Annotated in this window: 15 protein-coding genes; 11 read left to right on the top strand and 4 right to left on the bottom strand. The window is 57.7% G+C overall.

Translation table 11 applies throughout. The annotated features are described in order from the left end of the window. Positions 1-6 precede the first annotated feature (6 nt). Together FF098_RS04955 and FF098_RS04950 are read right to left on the bottom strand one after the other, a co-directional pair. Positions 7-1,890, bottom strand: coding sequence for a hypothetical protein (locus tag FF098_RS04955; RefSeq protein ID WP_155138041.1), 1,884 nt, complete (start codon positions 1,888-1,890; stop codon positions 7-9). Between the two features lie 102 nt (positions 1,891-1,992). After that, positions 1,993-2,970 (bottom strand): NAD(P)/FAD-dependent oxidoreductase, encoded by a 978-nt coding sequence (locus FF098_RS04950; protein WP_155138039.1) that lies wholly within the window; start codon positions 2,968-2,970, stop codon positions 1,993-1,995. A 360-nt stretch (positions 2,971-3,330) separates the two neighbouring features. Between FF098_RS04950 and FF098_RS04945 the strand changes: the two genes are divergently transcribed. Both FF098_RS04945 and FF098_RS04940 read left to right on the top strand, forming a co-directional pair. After that, positions 3,331-3,639, top strand: a complete 309-nt coding sequence (locus FF098_RS04945) for a type II toxin-antitoxin system TacA family antitoxin (RefSeq protein WP_155138037.1) — start codon at positions 3,331-3,333, stop codon at positions 3,637-3,639. After that, a complete protein-coding gene (locus FF098_RS04940) occupies positions 3,629-4,171 on the top strand; it encodes a GNAT family N-acetyltransferase (RefSeq protein ID WP_155138035.1) in 543 nt (180 codons plus the stop codon). The genes FF098_RS04945 and FF098_RS04940 overlap by 11 nt, the downstream gene beginning before the upstream one ends. A gap of 436 nt (positions 4,172-4,607) precedes the next feature. Here the strand turns inward: FF098_RS04940 and FF098_RS04935 are convergent, their stop codons facing one another. Together FF098_RS04935 and FF098_RS04930 are read right to left on the bottom strand one after the other, a co-directional pair. Then, a complete protein-coding gene (locus FF098_RS04935) occupies positions 4,608-5,549 on the bottom strand; it encodes a nucleotidyl transferase AbiEii/AbiGii toxin family protein (protein WP_013301472.1) in 942 nt (313 codons plus the stop codon). Beyond that, positions 5,546-6,139 (bottom strand): hypothetical protein, encoded by a 594-nt coding sequence (locus tag FF098_RS04930; protein ID WP_084394437.1) that lies wholly within the window; start codon positions 6,137-6,139, stop codon positions 5,546-5,548. Before FF098_RS04930 ends, FF098_RS04935 begins: the two co-directional genes overlap by 4 nt. 617 nt (positions 6,140-6,756) lie before the next feature. Between FF098_RS04930 and FF098_RS04925 the strand changes: the two genes are divergently transcribed. From FF098_RS04925 to FF098_RS04885, 9 genes are all read left to right on the top strand, one after another. Beyond that, positions 6,757-7,143 carry a hypothetical protein gene (locus tag FF098_RS04925; RefSeq protein ID WP_155138033.1) on the top strand — a complete coding sequence of 129 codons (387 nt, stop codon included), beginning with the start codon at positions 6,757-6,759 and terminating at the stop codon, positions 7,141-7,143. A 58-nt stretch (positions 7,144-7,201) separates the two neighbouring features. Beyond that, positions 7,202-9,043: a copper resistance system multicopper oxidase gene (locus tag FF098_RS04920; protein WP_155139408.1), complete on the top strand. Its 1,842-nt coding sequence runs from the start codon at positions 7,202-7,204 to the stop codon at positions 9,041-9,043. Continuing rightward, entirely contained in the window at positions 9,040-9,843 is an 804-nt protein-coding gene (locus tag FF098_RS04915; protein ID WP_034813580.1) for a copper resistance protein B, read from the top strand. The genes FF098_RS04920 and FF098_RS04915 overlap by 4 nt, the downstream gene beginning before the upstream one ends. A 9-nt stretch (positions 9,844-9,852) precedes the next feature. Next, positions 9,853-10,947 (top strand): DUF2231 domain-containing protein, encoded by a 1,095-nt coding sequence (locus FF098_RS04910; RefSeq protein WP_155138031.1) that lies wholly within the window; start codon positions 9,853-9,855, stop codon positions 10,945-10,947. Between the two features lie 135 nt (positions 10,948-11,082). After that, positions 11,083-11,337, top strand: a complete 255-nt coding sequence (locus FF098_RS04905) for a hypothetical protein (protein WP_034798659.1) — start codon at positions 11,083-11,085, stop codon at positions 11,335-11,337. 53 nt (positions 11,338-11,390) lie between these two features. Continuing rightward, on the top strand, positions 11,391-13,616 hold the full coding sequence (locus FF098_RS04900) for a copper-transporting P-type ATPase (RefSeq protein WP_084419937.1): 2,226 nt from the start codon (positions 11,391-11,393) through the stop codon (positions 13,614-13,616). 17 nt (positions 13,617-13,633) lie between these two features. After that, the gene (locus FF098_RS04895) at positions 13,634-14,134 is read left to right on the top strand and encodes a DUF411 domain-containing protein (RefSeq protein ID WP_034827461.1); all 501 of its coding nucleotides are present in this window, start codon (positions 13,634-13,636) and stop codon (positions 14,132-14,134) included. Then, positions 14,131-15,474, top strand: coding sequence for an APC family permease (locus FF098_RS04890; protein WP_155138029.1), 1,344 nt, complete (start codon positions 14,131-14,133; stop codon positions 15,472-15,474). The genes FF098_RS04895 and FF098_RS04890 overlap by 4 nt, the downstream gene beginning before the upstream one ends. After that, a complete protein-coding gene (locus FF098_RS04885) occupies positions 15,471-15,920 on the top strand; it encodes an ion channel (RefSeq protein WP_155138027.1) in 450 nt (149 codons plus the stop codon). Before FF098_RS04890 ends, FF098_RS04885 begins: the two co-directional genes overlap by 4 nt. The last annotated feature ends 54 nt before the right edge of the window (positions 15,921-15,974 follow it).

The following is a 15,974-nucleotide window of genomic DNA, read 5'->3' as shown; positions in this document are numbered from 1 at the left end:
CGATTATTATTGCGTAGGCGCAGCGCAGTGGGGCATGTTGACCATCGACCAGCGCGCGCAGACGGCATCGTCCGGCCTCGTCAGATCCATCTCGCGATAATCCTGAACCTGCCCCCTCATCACCCTCTGCTGCTGCTCGTAGCGTCGCGCCTTGTACGCCGCGACGGTATTGAACTCGCCCGGCTTGAGCTGAGCGGCTGAACTTCTCGATGCCATGTCCATGTCCCAGTCGTACTGGCGATCGATCGCCGCCATCAGCTCGAGATTGCTGCCGAAGGTCGGTTGCGAGTAATAACGCGGATCGGCATTTTCGCGACGAGCCTGAATGCCGTCATAGACCGCCTGGCGCCGGCGGTTTTTCTCTTCGACGGCCAGCGAATCCTCAAGTCTTTGAAATTGCTCGATAAGTCCGGAAGGCTCGGGATAGAAATCAACCTCGTCCGTAACGCCCCATGCCGCATAGACCGTTGCAAGGCAGGTCTTCCAGACACTGAACTGTTCGAAAAGCGAAGACTGGGAATAGGCAGAGGCAAGGCAGCTTTCAGCTGACTTGGCCAGTTGACCGGCGCCGATACGGTTTTCCAGCTGGGCTATATAGCTTAACGTTGTCGGCGAGATGACATCCATCGTACTGCCGAAGGCAAGGATCGTATCCGCGACGCGCTCATCCTTCTTCGTGGTGGTTCCCCACCCATCAGAATTCTTTACACGGATTTTCAGCCCAAATTTGTAAATCAGCGCAGCGCTGTCGAAATCAGACAGCCCGCCCGACTCAAGGGACCAAAGCACGAAACTGTTGGCGACGGAGGGCGAGATATCATGCTCCCTTGTCGTCCTGCCCATTACCGCATTGATGATCGCCGGTGCATAACGTCCGTGCGCCTCGTGATTTAACAGCAACGACACCGCCTCGACAGTCTTGCCTTGCATCATCCGCTCTTCGGCCTTGCGGAAACTGTCTGGGATCAGTCCTGATCTGACGCGCTGCGTAACGACATAGGGCAGCGCGACGCTGGTGATGTTCTGCCCTGTAAGCTGGCGCGCGGTCTGTCGGATATCGGCGCCGAATGGCGATGCGTCGTCGATATCCTTGAAGTCGAAACCGTCATAGCCACGCCCCATGACGGCTGCATCGGCCAGCAGCCTGTGGCCACTGGGATCACCGATCTCCACCGCAAAGGCGGCGACCTTGATGCGTTCATCCCAGCTCAGGACGTCCCTGAACTCATTTGCACTCGTATCGCCATTGCCGGTCCTCAGCATCTTGTCGACACTGAAACGACCTTTCTTCTCTGCATATACCTGTGCATGGTAAAGCGGCCAGGCACAGCCATGGCAACCGCGCGACAGCCCCTTGCTCCAGTAATGCCATCGCATCTCCTGGGTCTCGGCAAGTTGCGCGAGCCACACGTAATAGTTCGGGCGCTTCTCCGCTGCCCGTTCAGCCCAAAGGATCGCTTCTGCCCGATCCACAGGAATGCCGCCATAGCCGTTGGAATAAATCGACGAGATTTCGCTCTCGGCAAACCCTTCCGGCAGACCATCGATATTTGCCGTCAGATAATCGATCGCCGTCTGTCCCTGACCGGCATCACGCAGCCGCCTGCCCTCATCGAAGATCGTTCGCGCGGATGCAGGCAATTCGCTCAGGAAGGAATCCGGCACGAAGGTGCTGAGAGGCTCGTAGCGCATCTCGGGAATCCATATCTCCCCCCTCGGAACATCCGGGAAAGGGAAGACGTCATAGGGCACGGTACCTTCCATCTCCGTGAAGGGTCCCGGCAGCGTCTGAAGTTCATCTTCAAACAGCTGGTCCTGGGCTGAGACCGATGCCGTCAGGCTTGCAAACAGACCGACCAGACCGGTCACAAAACGCTTTACGATACGCACACTCGTCTCCCGCCGGCGTCGGACCATTCGACGCGATGGGATACTATGATCGATGCGCGCAAGAAAAGGCATCCCCCGTTTGCGGGAGACAGCCGATAATCGCTACAGGCGCTCTTCCAGATAGTCGGCGAGCGCCATGCCGCTTTCAAAGCCCCCTTCGACCTTGCCTTCCAGACACCAGTCACCGCAGGCGGCAAGGCGCTGTTTTTCGTCGGCGAGGAACGGCTCACCCACGGGGGTCTGCACTGCGGCATAACGCCAGCGATGGATGGCAGTGTGTACCGGCTGGGGCAAGGTCACGCCCATCAGCTTTTCAGCCTCTTCTCGCAAATGCGCGGTGATCTTGTCCTTGTCCTCTTCAAGAAATTCATCGGCCCATTCATTCGTGGACTGAATGACGATACTGGTCCCGGCCTCCCTCCCCGGCTTGGCCGAGTTCACGGCGATCCAGCCTATGGATGAATAACGTGTCCTTGCACCGTCCCAGTCGATTGGCAGGTCCGTGTCGAAGCCGAGCATGAGGGTGAAATTCCCGCTCATCTCTACCCTGGCAATGTCGTTCTGATGCACGAAACCATCAGGCAGGATGGCCGATGCCTGCGGCGAAGGAATCGCCGTCACCACCCAGTCGAAACGTCCGAGGTCACGGCCGTCGTCGCTGACCAGCTGCCAGCCATCGCCATTAGGCACCACCGCCTCGACCCGGGTCTGCAGATGCACGGTTTTGTCTTCCGCCAGCGCCTTGGCGAGAGCATTCATCTTCGGCACGCCGACATAGCGGACATGGTCCGTGTCCATCGGTTCAGGCGCCTGCCCCTCCTCGAGCATCGCCATGCGCAAAGGCCATTCGGCGACGACGCCGCCTTTCAGATAAAGCTGGAGAAAGTCCCGGAAGCGATGTCGCCTGACGGTGAAATACTGGGCGCCATGATCGAACTGGAACGGGTCGGCATAGCGCGTCGCCATGCGCCCGCCAACGCCGCGGGATTTCTCGAAAGTCTCGACATCGGCAAGCTGGTGCAGACGCTCGGCCACCACGAGACCTGACAATCCGGCACCGATGATTGCGATTTTCGTCATGATGAATATCCCGCTCAGCCATTGCTTCACGGTATCATATAAACGGGATCGCCCGGTCGGCGACCTGCGCCCGATATATCCGATTATTGAGGGAAAAGGAAAATGTGAAATGGCGCGAGTGACGGGCGTCAAAATAAGGCAATATTACCTTATATATCAATTGGTTATGGGTCTTTATTCATGAAAATGTATCCCATTTTGTATCCATTTTGTATCCCAGTAAAAAGTCATTTTCTGGCTCATGTGTGGCGTGGGCGAAGGGCGATTGTTGGAGCAGCCATGTTGCCAATAGTTGGTTTGTCGGCGGATCTTGACATGTAATGCATACTGCACTACTTTATACGGAAAAGGAGTCCCGCCATGCTTGACCTGCCGATGAATGATCCCGATGAGGGCAAACAGACCCGTACCACCCAGATCCGCCACGGGGACAGTCTGGGCGACCTGATCGCGCGCGCCGCCGCCTCGCTTGGCGTCGACAAGTCGGTGTTTCTTCGCACCGCCATTGCCCGGGAAGCGTCCCGTGTGCTCGAGGCTGGATCGCGTCATGTCCTGACGCCCGAGGATGCCGCGCGCTTTGCCGCCGCGCTCGATACGCCACCGGCTCCGACGCCGCGGGCGCGCGCCGCGGCAAAGGCCTATCGCCGGCGCGTCGTGCATGCCGACTGACACCGGCGATCTGCGCATCGAAGTCTTTGATCCGGCGCGGCATGACCGCGCCGGATTCTCGTGTGGCGTGGAGCGCCTCGACAATTATCTGAAACTTTCCGCAAAAAAGCAGCAGAAGGACGACATGACCCGGGTCTATGTCGCTCTTGAGGATGGCCAGGCCACGATCCTCGGTTATCACGCTATCAATCTGGGTATGATGAATATCGATGCGCTTGCCAGACGCCCGCGCGGCGCGCCCGACCACGGGGAATTGCCGATCCTGTTTCTCGGCCAGGTCGCTGTCAGTGAAACCGCGCAGGGCCAGGGAATCGGTTCGATCCTGATGCATCATGTATTCGAGAAGGCCTACAGGATCGCCGGGCAAGCCGGCTGTTTCGCAATCGTGCTGGATGTCATGGCCGATGGCGGCGAGACGATCTTCCAGCGCCGGAAGAGCTGGTATGAGGCATTCGGTTTCCAGTCCTTTGCCAGCAATCCCGCGCGCATGTTCATGACCATGAAACAGGTGCGCGCGATCCGCGGCGAGTAGGCGGACGCCAATCAGGATGAAGACACTTGGCTGCTATGACGCCAGCGTCTCGGCAAGGAGATCAGACATGTGAGAAATCGGAAAGGACCCCCGGCTTCGTCAATGATCACTGCGATTCTTATGGCTTCTCACTATGCCCGACCTCCCGCAGCCTAGGCTGCTTGTCCGCAAGATCTCCGGCTTCTGTCGCCTCCGCGTGGCTCCCGCATTGGCACCGGAGGACGCCATGCGGGTCAGGAACTATCTCATGACCTGATCTCCAGGTCACAAATGCCGCCCCGCAAGGCACGCGGCTATGATCGGAACGACATCGCCCGTCGATGCGGCCTCAACAGGGATGTTCTTGGGGGTGCGAGAGGGCGCACCCAACAAAAGAGTAAGCTGATAATTCCTTTTATTTCAGAGGGTTAGAGATTTCCCTGCGAGCAACGATCATTCAAAGTTCCGGCAGGCGCCGGCTGATGCGTGCCAGAATATCGTCAAAGAGTGCAGGCTCCCTGTAGTAAAGCGCTCGTGACTTCGCATAAGCGTCCGCGTACGCCTTTCGCGTTTCTGCGTCGCTCAACAGAAAGGCTTCGTTCCTGGTGAGGTCCGGTTCATCTGCCTTGCGGAACCTTTTGGCCTTGTGGTCCTTGTACGCGTCTGTTCCGATGAACTCTTTCACTGAGGCGTCAGCGAGCAGGCAGTACACGTCATAATAGTGGCGCATGAAATTGACAGGCATGTCGCCGTCCGCCTGCTGCTTTCGGAATTTCGTTGAGATGGTCTGGAGCTTTTCGACAAAAGTATAGCCCGGCTCATAGCAAGGCACATCGACCGCGCGGGTGTCGGTCAGGTCTGCAATCCCACTCTCGACTGCAAGTTCGTAAGCCCAGGACGAAATCGTACATGGCCGGTTCGGCGCCACCTGGTCGAACCCGACTTCGAGCAGGATGCCTGCCTTCAGCCCTTCTGGCAGTGGATTCACCGACTCATACTTCAATCGAATGCCTGCGCCGCGATAGTGGCGTGTGTCGTCGAACTCTTCGTCGCGGACCACTTCGATAATGCCAGGAATTTTGATGGCTTCGGCCAGACCGTTGAAGAATTCGAGACGCGCCTTTACCTGCGCAGGCTTGTTGTGGTTTGGGCCATACTGGAGGTCGGTCTCTGGGTGGATCAGGATGTCGATGTCTTCCGAAAAACGGTCGATGAGGCCGTATCCCTTTGACAGCGAAGTTCCGCCTTTCAGCTCAAACTTATAGTCAAGCTGCTGCAGTCCCCAGAGGCAGTGCATCAACCAGTAGTCTTTTTCGATGAGGCCCGGATCGATAGTGTTGTTTCGCGCAGCAACAGCGATGAGGTCGGCAAAATCAGGCAGTGCGTGCAGGAGGGTCACGCGGCGGTTGCCTGATCAGGGTTCAATACAGGCTTGAGGAGCCTTGCAGCCCGCGCCGATCCGAAATCCTTCACCGCACGTGACAGTCGCGCGCGGTCCATACGTCGCGCACGCCTAAGTGCCTTGGGAAGCACTGCTGCCTTTTCCTCGGGAAGCCGATCGAGGTTGTGCAACAGATCCACCAGGAGGAATTCTTCGCTGAGGTTTGAAGGAACAGAGGTCCGCATGCGGAAGTCATAGCGTCGGCCATCCAGCTCGAAATGGCCGTGCCGTTTGCGATTATAAACTACCGGCTCATTGTAGAGCTGCGTCGTTCCCAATTCGAGGCTGTTATAGGCGTTTGGCGAAACCATAAGAAACCGGTCATCCCCCAGGAATGACTCAACCAGCTTCTCCGGCTTGGCGGGTGCCTGCCCGAACCGAGTTTTCTTCGGAGCCATATAGAGCCCTGCCCCAACCTTTTCGAGGCGTCCTTCGTCAAGCAGCTGTCCAACATGTCGATCGACAGCGTTTGACCAGGTCGCAAGCTCCTTGCGCCGGTACACCTGTCCGGGGCGCAATTTCCTTTTTAGTTTTGCAAGCGCGGTCATGTTCTGTCTCCATCACCCACAATATAGGGGTCATGCTCCATATTATGCAACATTTCTTATTAAAAAGTCATGCACAACAAAGACAATAAATACTCTCGACACAGGTGCAAGATATTGATTTTACGATGTTTTATAGAATGAGGAAGCAGGTCTCTTAATCACCGGAATGGCACAATCTGTACTAAACAAAAGGGTCTGGGGTCCAATTTATTTATGAATTGAAGCTCGTACGCAGCGAAACCAGGTTGCCCTTTCGCCAAGAGCCGACAATGGATTCCGAACCGCGAGTGACGCGCCCGGTAATCGTGCTTGAAATTAAATTAATTCAACGCACTATGGCGCTCGAAACTTCGCTTGTTGTGCAGATTGTTTGCAATTTGTAGTGCAAACTGTGGTGCAGCCCTTTCGTGTTGTCAAAGTTCGACGCTGCCTATCAGCGACATTCGCATCGCTAACATGATTTGCTGGCCGTTCAAATTCGCGCTGGAGCGTAGCCATGCAACTTTTCGCTCGGGACTGACCCGCGGGTCTGGGTTGATCCTGCTCCGTTACGACAAACCTTGAGTGCTCAGAGGTTCTTTCTTGATTTAAATCCTTATGGGGTATAAGTGGTAGTCATGAACTTTGTTGTCGCAACTCTCGTGACGGTATTTTTCAGCCTGTCGCAGGTGCTCTGCGCGTGTCCCGTCGATATGTCGGCGACGAACAGCATGGCAACCGAGTTCACCGCTCATTCTCACCAGGCGCCCGCCGATGGGCCTGAGGCGCCCTGCGATGATGAGACTGATCACTGCAAGCTTCAGACAGCAACGGTCGCCCAAGCCGACAAGACGGCGAACCCGGTCCGGCACGTATTAGGCGATACGACGCCCATCGGGCTTGCTACACCCTCATGGCAACACGCATGGAAGCGCGTCGTCAATGTCCGCACGCCCTGGCCTGAGGTCCGAAGTTACCTGCTGCAACAAACGCCAGTCACATTAAAGGTGCGTTCCCTGAGCTGATTTCGTGCGTCGCTGCATTAGCAGCCCGATTGCACAAATTCACCTCACGGAGACGATTATGTTGAACAGACGACATATGCTGCAGACGGTGCTCGGCACCGGCGCAGCCTGGGGGGCAAGCAGCCTCCTGCCCGCTTGGGCAAAATCTTCCAGCAACGGAAACCTTGGTGTGCCCTCACTTTCGGGCACGCGCTTTGACCTCGAAATCGGGCAGTTCCCGGTCAGGCTCAACGGCAAAGTCGGTATGGCAACCGGAATCAATGGCACACTTCCCGGTCCGCTCTTGCGGTTGCGCGAGGGCGATGACGTTACAATGAACGTCACCAACCGGCTTGCCGAAGACACTTCGATCCATTGGCACGGACTGCTTGTCCCCTTCCATATGGACGGCGTGCCGGGCGTCAGCTTCCCGGGCATCAAACCGGGCGAAACGTTCAAATATCAGTTCAAGGTGCCGCAAAATGGCACTTACTGGTATCACTCCCATTCTGGTCTGCAGGAACAACTCGGCCATTACGGTCCGATCGTCATAGATCCGGCAGGTACAGACCCAGTGGCTTATGACCGGGAATATGTTCTCGTCCTCAGCGACTGGAGTTTCAAGCATCCGCACCGGATCTTCGACAAGCTCAAGAAGAATGCCGAGAGCCTGAATTTCAACCGCCCGACCCTGTCGAACCCAACCGGACTTGGCGGCATGTGGGGGCAGATGCGAATGAGCCCGCGCGATCTCGCAGACGTGACCGGCGAAACCTACACCTACCTGATCAATGGCCATTCGACGGCCGATAATTTCAATATGGTCTTCCAGCCGGGCGAGCGGGTTCGCCTGCGCATTATCAACGCCTCCGCCATGACCCTCTTCAATGTCCGCCTCCCGGGCTTGCCGATGACGGTGGTCCAGGCCGACGGTCTGAATGTCCAGCCGGTTGAGACCGACGAGTTCCAGATGGGCGTGGCCGAGACGTATGATGTCATCATCGCGCCGACCGAAGCGCGCGCCTACGCCTTTGTTGCCGAATCGATCGACCGCTCCGGCCAGGCCGTCGCCACGCTCGGCCCGCGTGCCGGTATGCGGGTCGATGCGCCTGCGCTTCGAGCTGTGCCGATGCTGACCATGCGGGACATGGGAATGGCCCATGGAGACATGGCGGGCATGTCAGGCATGGGGAGAATGGATCATGGTCCGGACACCGCGACGGCCGGGGACGACATGAAAGGCCACGACATGGGTGCCATGTCGATGATGCCCGATCCTCATGGTCCGGCGGTCCAGCCCGTCAAGATTGAAGCAGATATAGAGCGCGGCCCCGGTGTCGCAAAAGTATCAGGCATGACGATGAGCCGCTTGGGCGAACCCGGTCTCGGGCTTGATGATGTCCCCCACCGCACGCTCACCTATAACCAGCTTCGCGCGCTCGACATGAATGAGGACCATCGCCCGCCTGGCCGCGAAATTGTCATTCATCTGACGTCGAACATGGAACGCTACATGTGGTCGTTCGACGGTGTAAAATTCTCCGAGGTAACCGAGTCAATCAAGTTCTACGAAGGTGAACGTGTTCGCCTGACGCTCGTAAACGATACAATGATGCCACACCCGATCCATTTGCACGGCATGTTTTTCGATCTCGTGAATGGCGGTGGTCATCACATGCCTCGAAAGCACACAGTAACGGTCAAGCCTGCAGACAGGGTCAGCGTCGACATCACCGCAGAACATGTCGGTGACTGGGCGTTCCACTGCCATCTGCTTTACCACATGCACGCTGGCATGATGCAGGTCGTCAGCGTCATTCCGCCAGCAGACGATACGACACCAGCTGAAAAAATGCCGGCAGGTCAGATGAATATGCCCATGGACCATCACGGCATGAACCATGGGGAGGGAAAATCATGATGAAACCGAATTTGGCAGCCCCTCTCCTCCTCGGCTTCGCGCTCTACGCGACCGGCAGCGCGTTCGCGGAAGACACAAATCAAACCCCGCCCTGGGATCAGGCCGACGCCATCTACGGCGAGGATGCAATGGCGGACGCTCGCCGGGACGTTCTTGCGGAAGGCGGAGACCAGAAGAGCTTCTACATCCTCTTCAACCAGCTCGAGGCTCAGATGTCTGACGAGGGCGACAGTTTGTACTGGAACGGACAGGCTTGGTATGGGGGCGATATCAACAAGCTCTGGTTCAAGAGCGAGGGCCGCGCCTCTCTGAATGGAGAGGGCGTGGATGATGCCGAGATCCAGGCGCTCTATTCCCGCGCGGTTGCGCCTTTCTGGAATGTTCAGGCGGGCGTTCGCTACGACATCGAACCGGATAGTCTCGCGCATGGGGTCGTCGCACTGAATGGTCTGGCGCCCTACTGGTTCGAAGTCGACGCTTCCGCCTTTCTCAGTGAAAAAGGCGATGTAACGGCCCGCATCGAGGCTGAATATGAGTTGCTCCTGACCCAGCGGTTGATCTTGCAGCCTCGGATCGAAGCAAATCTTTCCGCGCAGGACATACCGGAAAGGGAAACGGGCGCGGGACTTAGCACACTCGATGCCGGCTTGCGGCTTCGTTATGAAATCAGGAGGGAGTTTGCGCCTTATGTCGGCGTCGAATGGCAAAGCGCCTTCGGTGAGACACGCGACATGATCAAAGCCGCAGGCGGTGAAGGCGACGATATCGTCTTTCTCGTGGGCCTGCGGACCTGGTATTAGGAGAACAAAATGGGCGGTTTCATAGAACCCAATATTCACCCCGTGCTGGTGCATTTTACCTATGCCCTCGGCACATCTGCAGCCTTGGCATATGTGGCTGGCCTCCTCGTACTTGCAGGCCGCTGGCGCGACAGCCTTCGACCGGCCGCCGACTGGATGCTGGCATTGGCTGCCTTGGCGGTTCTGGCCACCATCGCGGCCGGGTTTCAGGCCTATTACAGCGTTGCTCACGATGCGCCGTCCCATGAAGCGATGACAACCCATCGCAACTGGGCTGTTCCCACGGGCCTCGCATTACTGGCCCTCGCCGGTTGGCGCTGGCTGAGAAGGGCCTCGTCGCCCGGCCCGGTATTTGCGATCAGTGCCCTGGCGGTGGCAGGTCTTTTGACGGTTACAGCGTGGTGGGGAGGCACAATTGTCTACAAGTACGGACTTGGCGTGCAGACCCTTCCTGAAGCCAGCGGGCCAGGCCACGATCATGATCATGGCGGCGGAGCCGGTCATGGCGACCAAGGCACCGTAAATTCAACAGACGATCATCAAGACGCTCACGGAGCGCCTCCATCCGACACGATGGATGGATCATCGGCGAGCGGCGATGGACATGATCACGACCATACCGACGGTGCAGCTGATCGAGAAATGTCAGGCACGGTCCCCGCCGGACACGACAACTCCGACGGCCATCACGACACCAAACCGGTCTCGACTGATGAACAGGCGATCCTGGATATCATGGCCGCGATCGAAACCGGTTGGGAGACCGGCGATGGCGAACTGTTCCGACAGAACTTTCTCGACTGGTCAGGCGCCCGGTACTTTGAGTCAGGCGGCGAGAATACTGGCCTGCTCGACCTTGTCGAAAATCATGTCGAGCCCGAAAAAGATACCATTCCGGATCTCGAACTCGACTTCTCGAATATAGACGTGCAATTCGAGGGAAGTGACTTTGCATGGGCTGTCGCGGACACAGCGATCAGTGGAACGTTCAGCTCCAATGGCGAACGCCTGGAGCGTATCGGGAAACAAACGGTGCTGTTCCGCAAGGTCGCCGGCACCTGGCAGGTCATTCACACGCACTCGTCCTCCCGTGCGCCTCGATAAGGAGGAAATCCAAACTGCCGCTTGCCGGCCAAGTTGAAAAGCAACCGGCAAGCGGCGATGATATTGAATATACCCCCTAGGGGTATTATACTATGACTGTCCTACTTGCTCTTGCCTGGACCGCTGGAGGTCAGAATGAAAATTATCCCCGTCGGACACTCGCTGTCTCTGTTCCTGCTCGTCAGTTATTTGCTGTGCGTCGGCTGGGGGAGTGTGACGCCGTCCAGCCTTCACATGCATCCAGCATGGCAGGATCTACTGCCCGGATTTGAGTTTGGAACGCTGACTGGTTTCCTGATCGGCCTTGTCGAGAGCTATCTCTATGGCTGGTACATCGCCCTTCTGTTCGTTCCCTTGTTCAACTTCTTCAACCGAAACAGCAGCGCATAAAAGTGATGCATACCCTCATCCTGTGAAGCACTCCTGCTGAAAGAGTCAGAGCCATGACCAACGACACTTCTCACGCCCATTCCGGACATGCGTGCCATCACAACGATCAGGCCGCTCCAGAGAAGCCCGATGATGCCTATGACAAGGTTCCGATCGGCTATGCCGGCACCGTCTGGACCTGTCCCATGCATCCGCAGGTACGCGAAACTGCCAATACAGGCTGCCCGATCTGCGGCATGGCGCTCGAACCGGAAACGGTGACGGCCGAGCAGGATACCAGCGAACTGGATGACATGACGCGGCGCTTCTGGGTCGCCCTTGTCTTCTCGGCGCCACTGCTCGCCTTTGTCATGGGCGAAATGATTCCCGGCAGCCCGCTCAGGCACTGGATTGATCCGACATGGAGTGTCTGGCTTCAGGCCCTGATCGCGACTCCCGTTGTCGTTTGGGCCGGCTGGCCTTTCTTCGTGCGCGGCTGGCAATCCGTGAAGCGACGCAACCTCAACATGTTCACCCTGATCGCGATGGGCGTCGGCGTGGCCTATATTTATTCCCTGGTCGCAACATTCGCGCCCGGCATATTTCCCGATTCATTCCGTGGGCATGGCGGCGCGGTAGCAGTCTACTACGAGGCGGCCGCCGTCATCGTTACGCTGGTTTTACTTGGCCAGGTGCTCGAACTGCGCGCGCGCAACGCCACCTCAGGAGCCATTCGTGCACTGCTGGAGCTTGCCCCTGCTACTGCGCGCAGGATTGCTGACGATGGCAGCGAACAGGATGTCGATCTCGCGGATGTAAAGTCTGGCGACAAGCTGCGGGTCCGGCCAGGTGAGAAGATCCCGGTCGATGGCGAGGTCGTCGACGGCCATGGGTCGGTTGACGAGTCCATGGTCACCGGCGAACCCCTGCCCGTCGAAAAAGCCGCTGGCGCCCGTGTGACCGGCGGCACGGTCAACGGAACCGGGTCGCTCGTTATGAAGGCGACACATGTGGGCGAAGACACGCTCTTGTCCCAGATTGTCCGAATGGTTGCCGCCGCTCAGCGGTCCCGAGCTCCAATCCAGCGGCTCGCTGATCTCGTCGCTGCCTGGTTCGTTCCGGCTGTTATTGGAATTGCAATCCTGACCTTTGTCGTGTGGGCCGTGTTCGGACCCGACCCGGCGATGGCTTTTGCGATCGTGAATGCCGTTGCCGTCCTGATCATCGCATGTCCCTGTGCGCTAGGTCTGGCAACCCCGATGTCGATCATGGTCGGCACGGGCAAGGGCGCGTCCAACGGCATCCTGATCAAGAATGCTGAAGCGTTGGAGACGCTTGAGAAGGTCGATACGATCGTGGTCGACAAGACCGGGACGTTGACGCTCGGACGCCCCGAACTGGTACGCGTCCAGCCAGGCGAAGGCTTCGACGAAGCCTCGTTGCTTAGTCTCGTAGCCGCGGTGGAACGTTTGAGCGAGCACCCACTTGCCGACGCGATCGTGCGTGGCGCAAAAGGCAAGGGCGCGCCTCACAAGGATGCGCACGGATTTGAATCCGTCACTGGCGAAGGTGCGCAGGCAAGCGTCGACGGCCAAACCGTCGCCATCGGCAACAGAAAGATGATGCAGCGGATCGGGGGCTGGTCTGACGACCTCGGGACACGCGCTGACCAGTACCGCACCGAAGGCCAGACGGTTATGTTCGCCGCCGTCGACGGAAAACCGGCAGGCCTTGTCTCTGTGGCGGACCCGATCAAGGAGACGACACCGGAAGCCATCAGACGTCTTCATGCCGAAGGGTTGAAGATTGTGATGTTGACAGGTGACAATGAGACGACAGCACGCGCGGTCGCCGACAAGGTCGGCATCGATGAGGTTCACGCCGACGTCTCGCCTGAAGACAAGCATCGGATCGTGTCCGAACTCCAGAAGAACGGTGCCCGCGTGGCCATGTGCGGTGACGGCATAAATGATGCGCCCGCGCTCGCTCAGGCGGATGTCGGAATCGCCATGGGAACCGGAACCGATGTGGCCATGGAGAGTGCCGGTGTAACGCTTGTGAAAGGCGATCTGATCGGGGTCGCAAAGGCCCGGGAGCTCAGCCACGCCACGATGCGCAACATCCGCCAGAACCTGTTCTTCGCGTTCTTCTACAATACGCTTGGCGTGCCGGTTGCCGCTGGCATTCTGTATCCCTTCTTCGGCTTGTTACTGAGCCCGATGATCGCGGCGGCCGCCATGAGTTTCAGCTCCGTATCTGTTATCGGCAACGCCTTGCGGCTGAGAACCCTTAAACTCTAATTTTCCGGAGCACAGACATGTCCAGACCACTTGCTATGAGCGCGCTCGGTGCGCTGATGATTGCAGCCCTGATAGCGGGCGTGATGCTCTTCTCCGCGTCACCCGCAGCCAACGCGCAAACAGTCACTGTACACAAGACGCCATGGTGCGGTTGCTGCGCCGCCTGGGTGGACCACCTGCATGACGAGGGTTTCTACGTCATCGTGAAAGAGGAAGAGGACCTGACACCCATTCGGTCACGGCTTGGTGTTCGGGATGAACTGATGAGTTGCCATACCGCAGAAGTCGACGGATATGTCGTTGAAGGTCACGTTCCCGCTCGGGAAATACGACGCTTGCTCGAAGAAAAGCCTGACGTCAACGGCGTCTCGGTGCCCGGCATGCCGCAAGGCTCTCCCGGCATGGAAACACCGAACGCGCCAGATCGGTATGATGTCATCATCTTCTCTGGAGAGGATGCCAGGACATATGCCTCCTATCGGGGAACGCAATTGGTCTCCGAACAGGCAAGACCATGAGTGAGGATGACTACAAGCAAGGGTCACTGACGCTGGCGGGCACCGTCGCCATGGGGACGGGCGTGATGATCGGTGCCGGCATCTTTGCCCTGACCGGTCAGGTCGCTGAATTTGCCGGCGACCTGTTTCCGCTCGCCTTCCTCACGGCAGCCATCATCAGCGGCTTCAGCGCCTATTCCTATATCAAGGTCTCCAACAAGTATCCTAGCGCCGGCGGCATCGCGATGATACTCCGCCGCGCTTACGGCCCGTCTACCGTGACCGGAAGCGCCGCCCTGCTGATGGCGTTCTCGATGATCATCAATGAAAGCCTGGTCGCCCGCACGTTCGGTACGTACACGCTGCAGCTGTTTGGCGTCGAGGGCGGCATATTCGTCCCCTTGCTGGCAATCGGACTGATTATCCTGGCTTTCGTGATAAATATTGCCGGTAATCAGGTGATCGGCGGCGTATCGAAGGTCACGGCTATTCTCAAGATTGGTGGCATACTGATTTTCGCGCTTATTGCGATCTGGGCTGCCGGATTCAGCTTCCAGCCAGCAGCAGATGGTTTCGCTGACAGCACATCTGCCGGTGGATTCCTGGCCGGCGTCGCGCTCGCCATCCTGGCCTATAAGGGATTCACCACCATCACGAACAGTGGCGACGAGGTGAAGGAACCGACCCGCAATGTCGGGCGGGCCATCATGATCTCGCTTGCGATCTGCACTTTCATCTATCTCCTTGTCTGTTTCGCTGTCGGATCAACCCTCACTGTCTCGGAGATTGTTGCGGCGAAGGACTATGCTCTCGCCGAAGCGGCCCGGCCAGCACTTGGAAACTATGGATTGTGGTTCACAGTAACGATTGCGATCATCGCGACAGCTTCAGGCCTGCTTGCCAGCTTGTTTGCCGTCTCCCGCATGCTCGCCATGCTGACCGACATGAACCTGATTCCGCATAGACATTTCGGCATGCCCGGAACGGTACAGCGTCATACGCTCGTCTATACGGTTGTGGCTGCCGGATTGCTCGCGGCTTTCTTCGATCTCAGTCGCATCGCTTCGCTTGGCGCAATCTTCTATCTGGTCATGGATATCATCATCCATTGGGGCGTCTTCCGGCATTTGAGACGGGATGTCGGCGCCGCACCCGCAATCCTTATCTGTGCGATGGCACTCGATGCCGTCGTCCTGATCGCCTTCATCGCCCTGAAGTGGCAAGCCGATCCAGTCATCATCATGATCGCGGCTTTCGGCATGGCTGCAGTCTTTTTATTCGAGCATTTCTTCCTGAAACGTCTTCGCGACAATCCTCCCGGAGAGGAGTCCGGAAACGACCAGCACAAAGCCCACTCATGATCATCGCAACCTTGATCGGACTGCTCACTTTCGTGCTGGCAAGCACGGTGCATTATCTCGCACTGGCGCATCTGCACCGACGCCTGAACCATGAAGCGCGTTCAGGTCTCCCGATCGTTGTTTCGGGTATCGTAGGTGCAGGCCTGGCGCACCTCGCTGAGGCAGCGCTCTATGCAACCAGCTTTACGCTACTGGATGCCTTTGACTTGGGTGGTTTCAAGGGCGGCGAAGCGGACGGGTTCATGGACATATTCTATTTCTCCCTCGTCAACTACACATCGCTTGGGCTGGGCGATATCTATCCAACCGGACATTCGCGGTTCCTGGCGGGACTGGAATCACTCAATGGTTTCCTGCTGATTTCGTGCTCGGCATCCTTCATTTTCCTCCTGATGCGAAACCAAATGGATGGTCCAACTTCGGGCGGAATTCAAAAATCGGATTAACTCGGAACCTGTTCACACACTTCTCCGTTAGTCGTGGAAATACCCCACCACTGT

It is taken from the genome of Aquisalinus luteolus (assembly GCF_009712425.2).
Taxonomy (GTDB): Bacteria; Pseudomonadota; Alphaproteobacteria; order Caulobacterales; family Parvularculaceae; genus Aquisalinus; species Aquisalinus luteolus.
The sequence above is the reverse complement of the archived record's forward strand: the minus strand, read 5'-3'. Positions and strand labels throughout refer to the sequence as shown.

Excerpts from the sequence above, each read along its gene's own strand:
- FF098_RS04925 (WP_155138033.1), top strand. The coding sequence starts at position 6,757 with ATGAACTTTGTTGTCGCAACTCTCGTGACGGTATTTTTCAGCCTGTCG.
- FF098_RS04895 (WP_034827461.1), top strand. The coding sequence starts at position 13,634 with ATGTCCAGACCACTTGCTATGAGCGCGCTCGGTGCGCTGATGATTGCA.
- FF098_RS04950 (WP_155138039.1), bottom strand. The coding sequence starts at position 2,970 with ATGACGAAAATCGCAATCATCGGTGCCGGATTGTCAGGTCTCGTGGTG.
- FF098_RS04915 (WP_034813580.1), top strand. The coding sequence starts at position 9,040 with ATGATGAAACCGAATTTGGCAGCCCCTCTCCTCCTCGGCTTCGCGCTC.
- FF098_RS04945 (WP_155138037.1), top strand. The coding sequence starts at position 3,331 with ATGCTTGACCTGCCGATGAATGATCCCGATGAGGGCAAACAGACCCGT.
- FF098_RS04890 (WP_155138029.1), top strand. The coding sequence starts at position 14,131 with ATGAGTGAGGATGACTACAAGCAAGGGTCACTGACGCTGGCGGGCACC.
- FF098_RS04910 (WP_155138031.1), top strand. The coding sequence starts at position 9,853 with ATGGGCGGTTTCATAGAACCCAATATTCACCCCGTGCTGGTGCATTTT.
- FF098_RS04900 (WP_084419937.1), top strand. The coding sequence starts at position 11,391 with ATGACCAACGACACTTCTCACGCCCATTCCGGACATGCGTGCCATCAC.
- FF098_RS04885 (WP_155138027.1), top strand. The coding sequence starts at position 15,471 with ATGATCATCGCAACCTTGATCGGACTGCTCACTTTCGTGCTGGCAAGC.
- FF098_RS04930 (WP_084394437.1), bottom strand. The coding sequence starts at position 6,139 with ATGACCGCGCTTGCAAAACTAAAAAGGAAATTGCGCCCCGGACAGGTG.
- FF098_RS04905 (WP_034798659.1), top strand. The coding sequence starts at position 11,083 with ATGAAAATTATCCCCGTCGGACACTCGCTGTCTCTGTTCCTGCTCGTC.
- FF098_RS04920 (WP_155139408.1), top strand. The coding sequence starts at position 7,202 with ATGTTGAACAGACGACATATGCTGCAGACGGTGCTCGGCACCGGCGCA.
- FF098_RS04940 (WP_155138035.1), top strand. The coding sequence starts at position 3,629 with ATGCCGACTGACACCGGCGATCTGCGCATCGAAGTCTTTGATCCGGCG.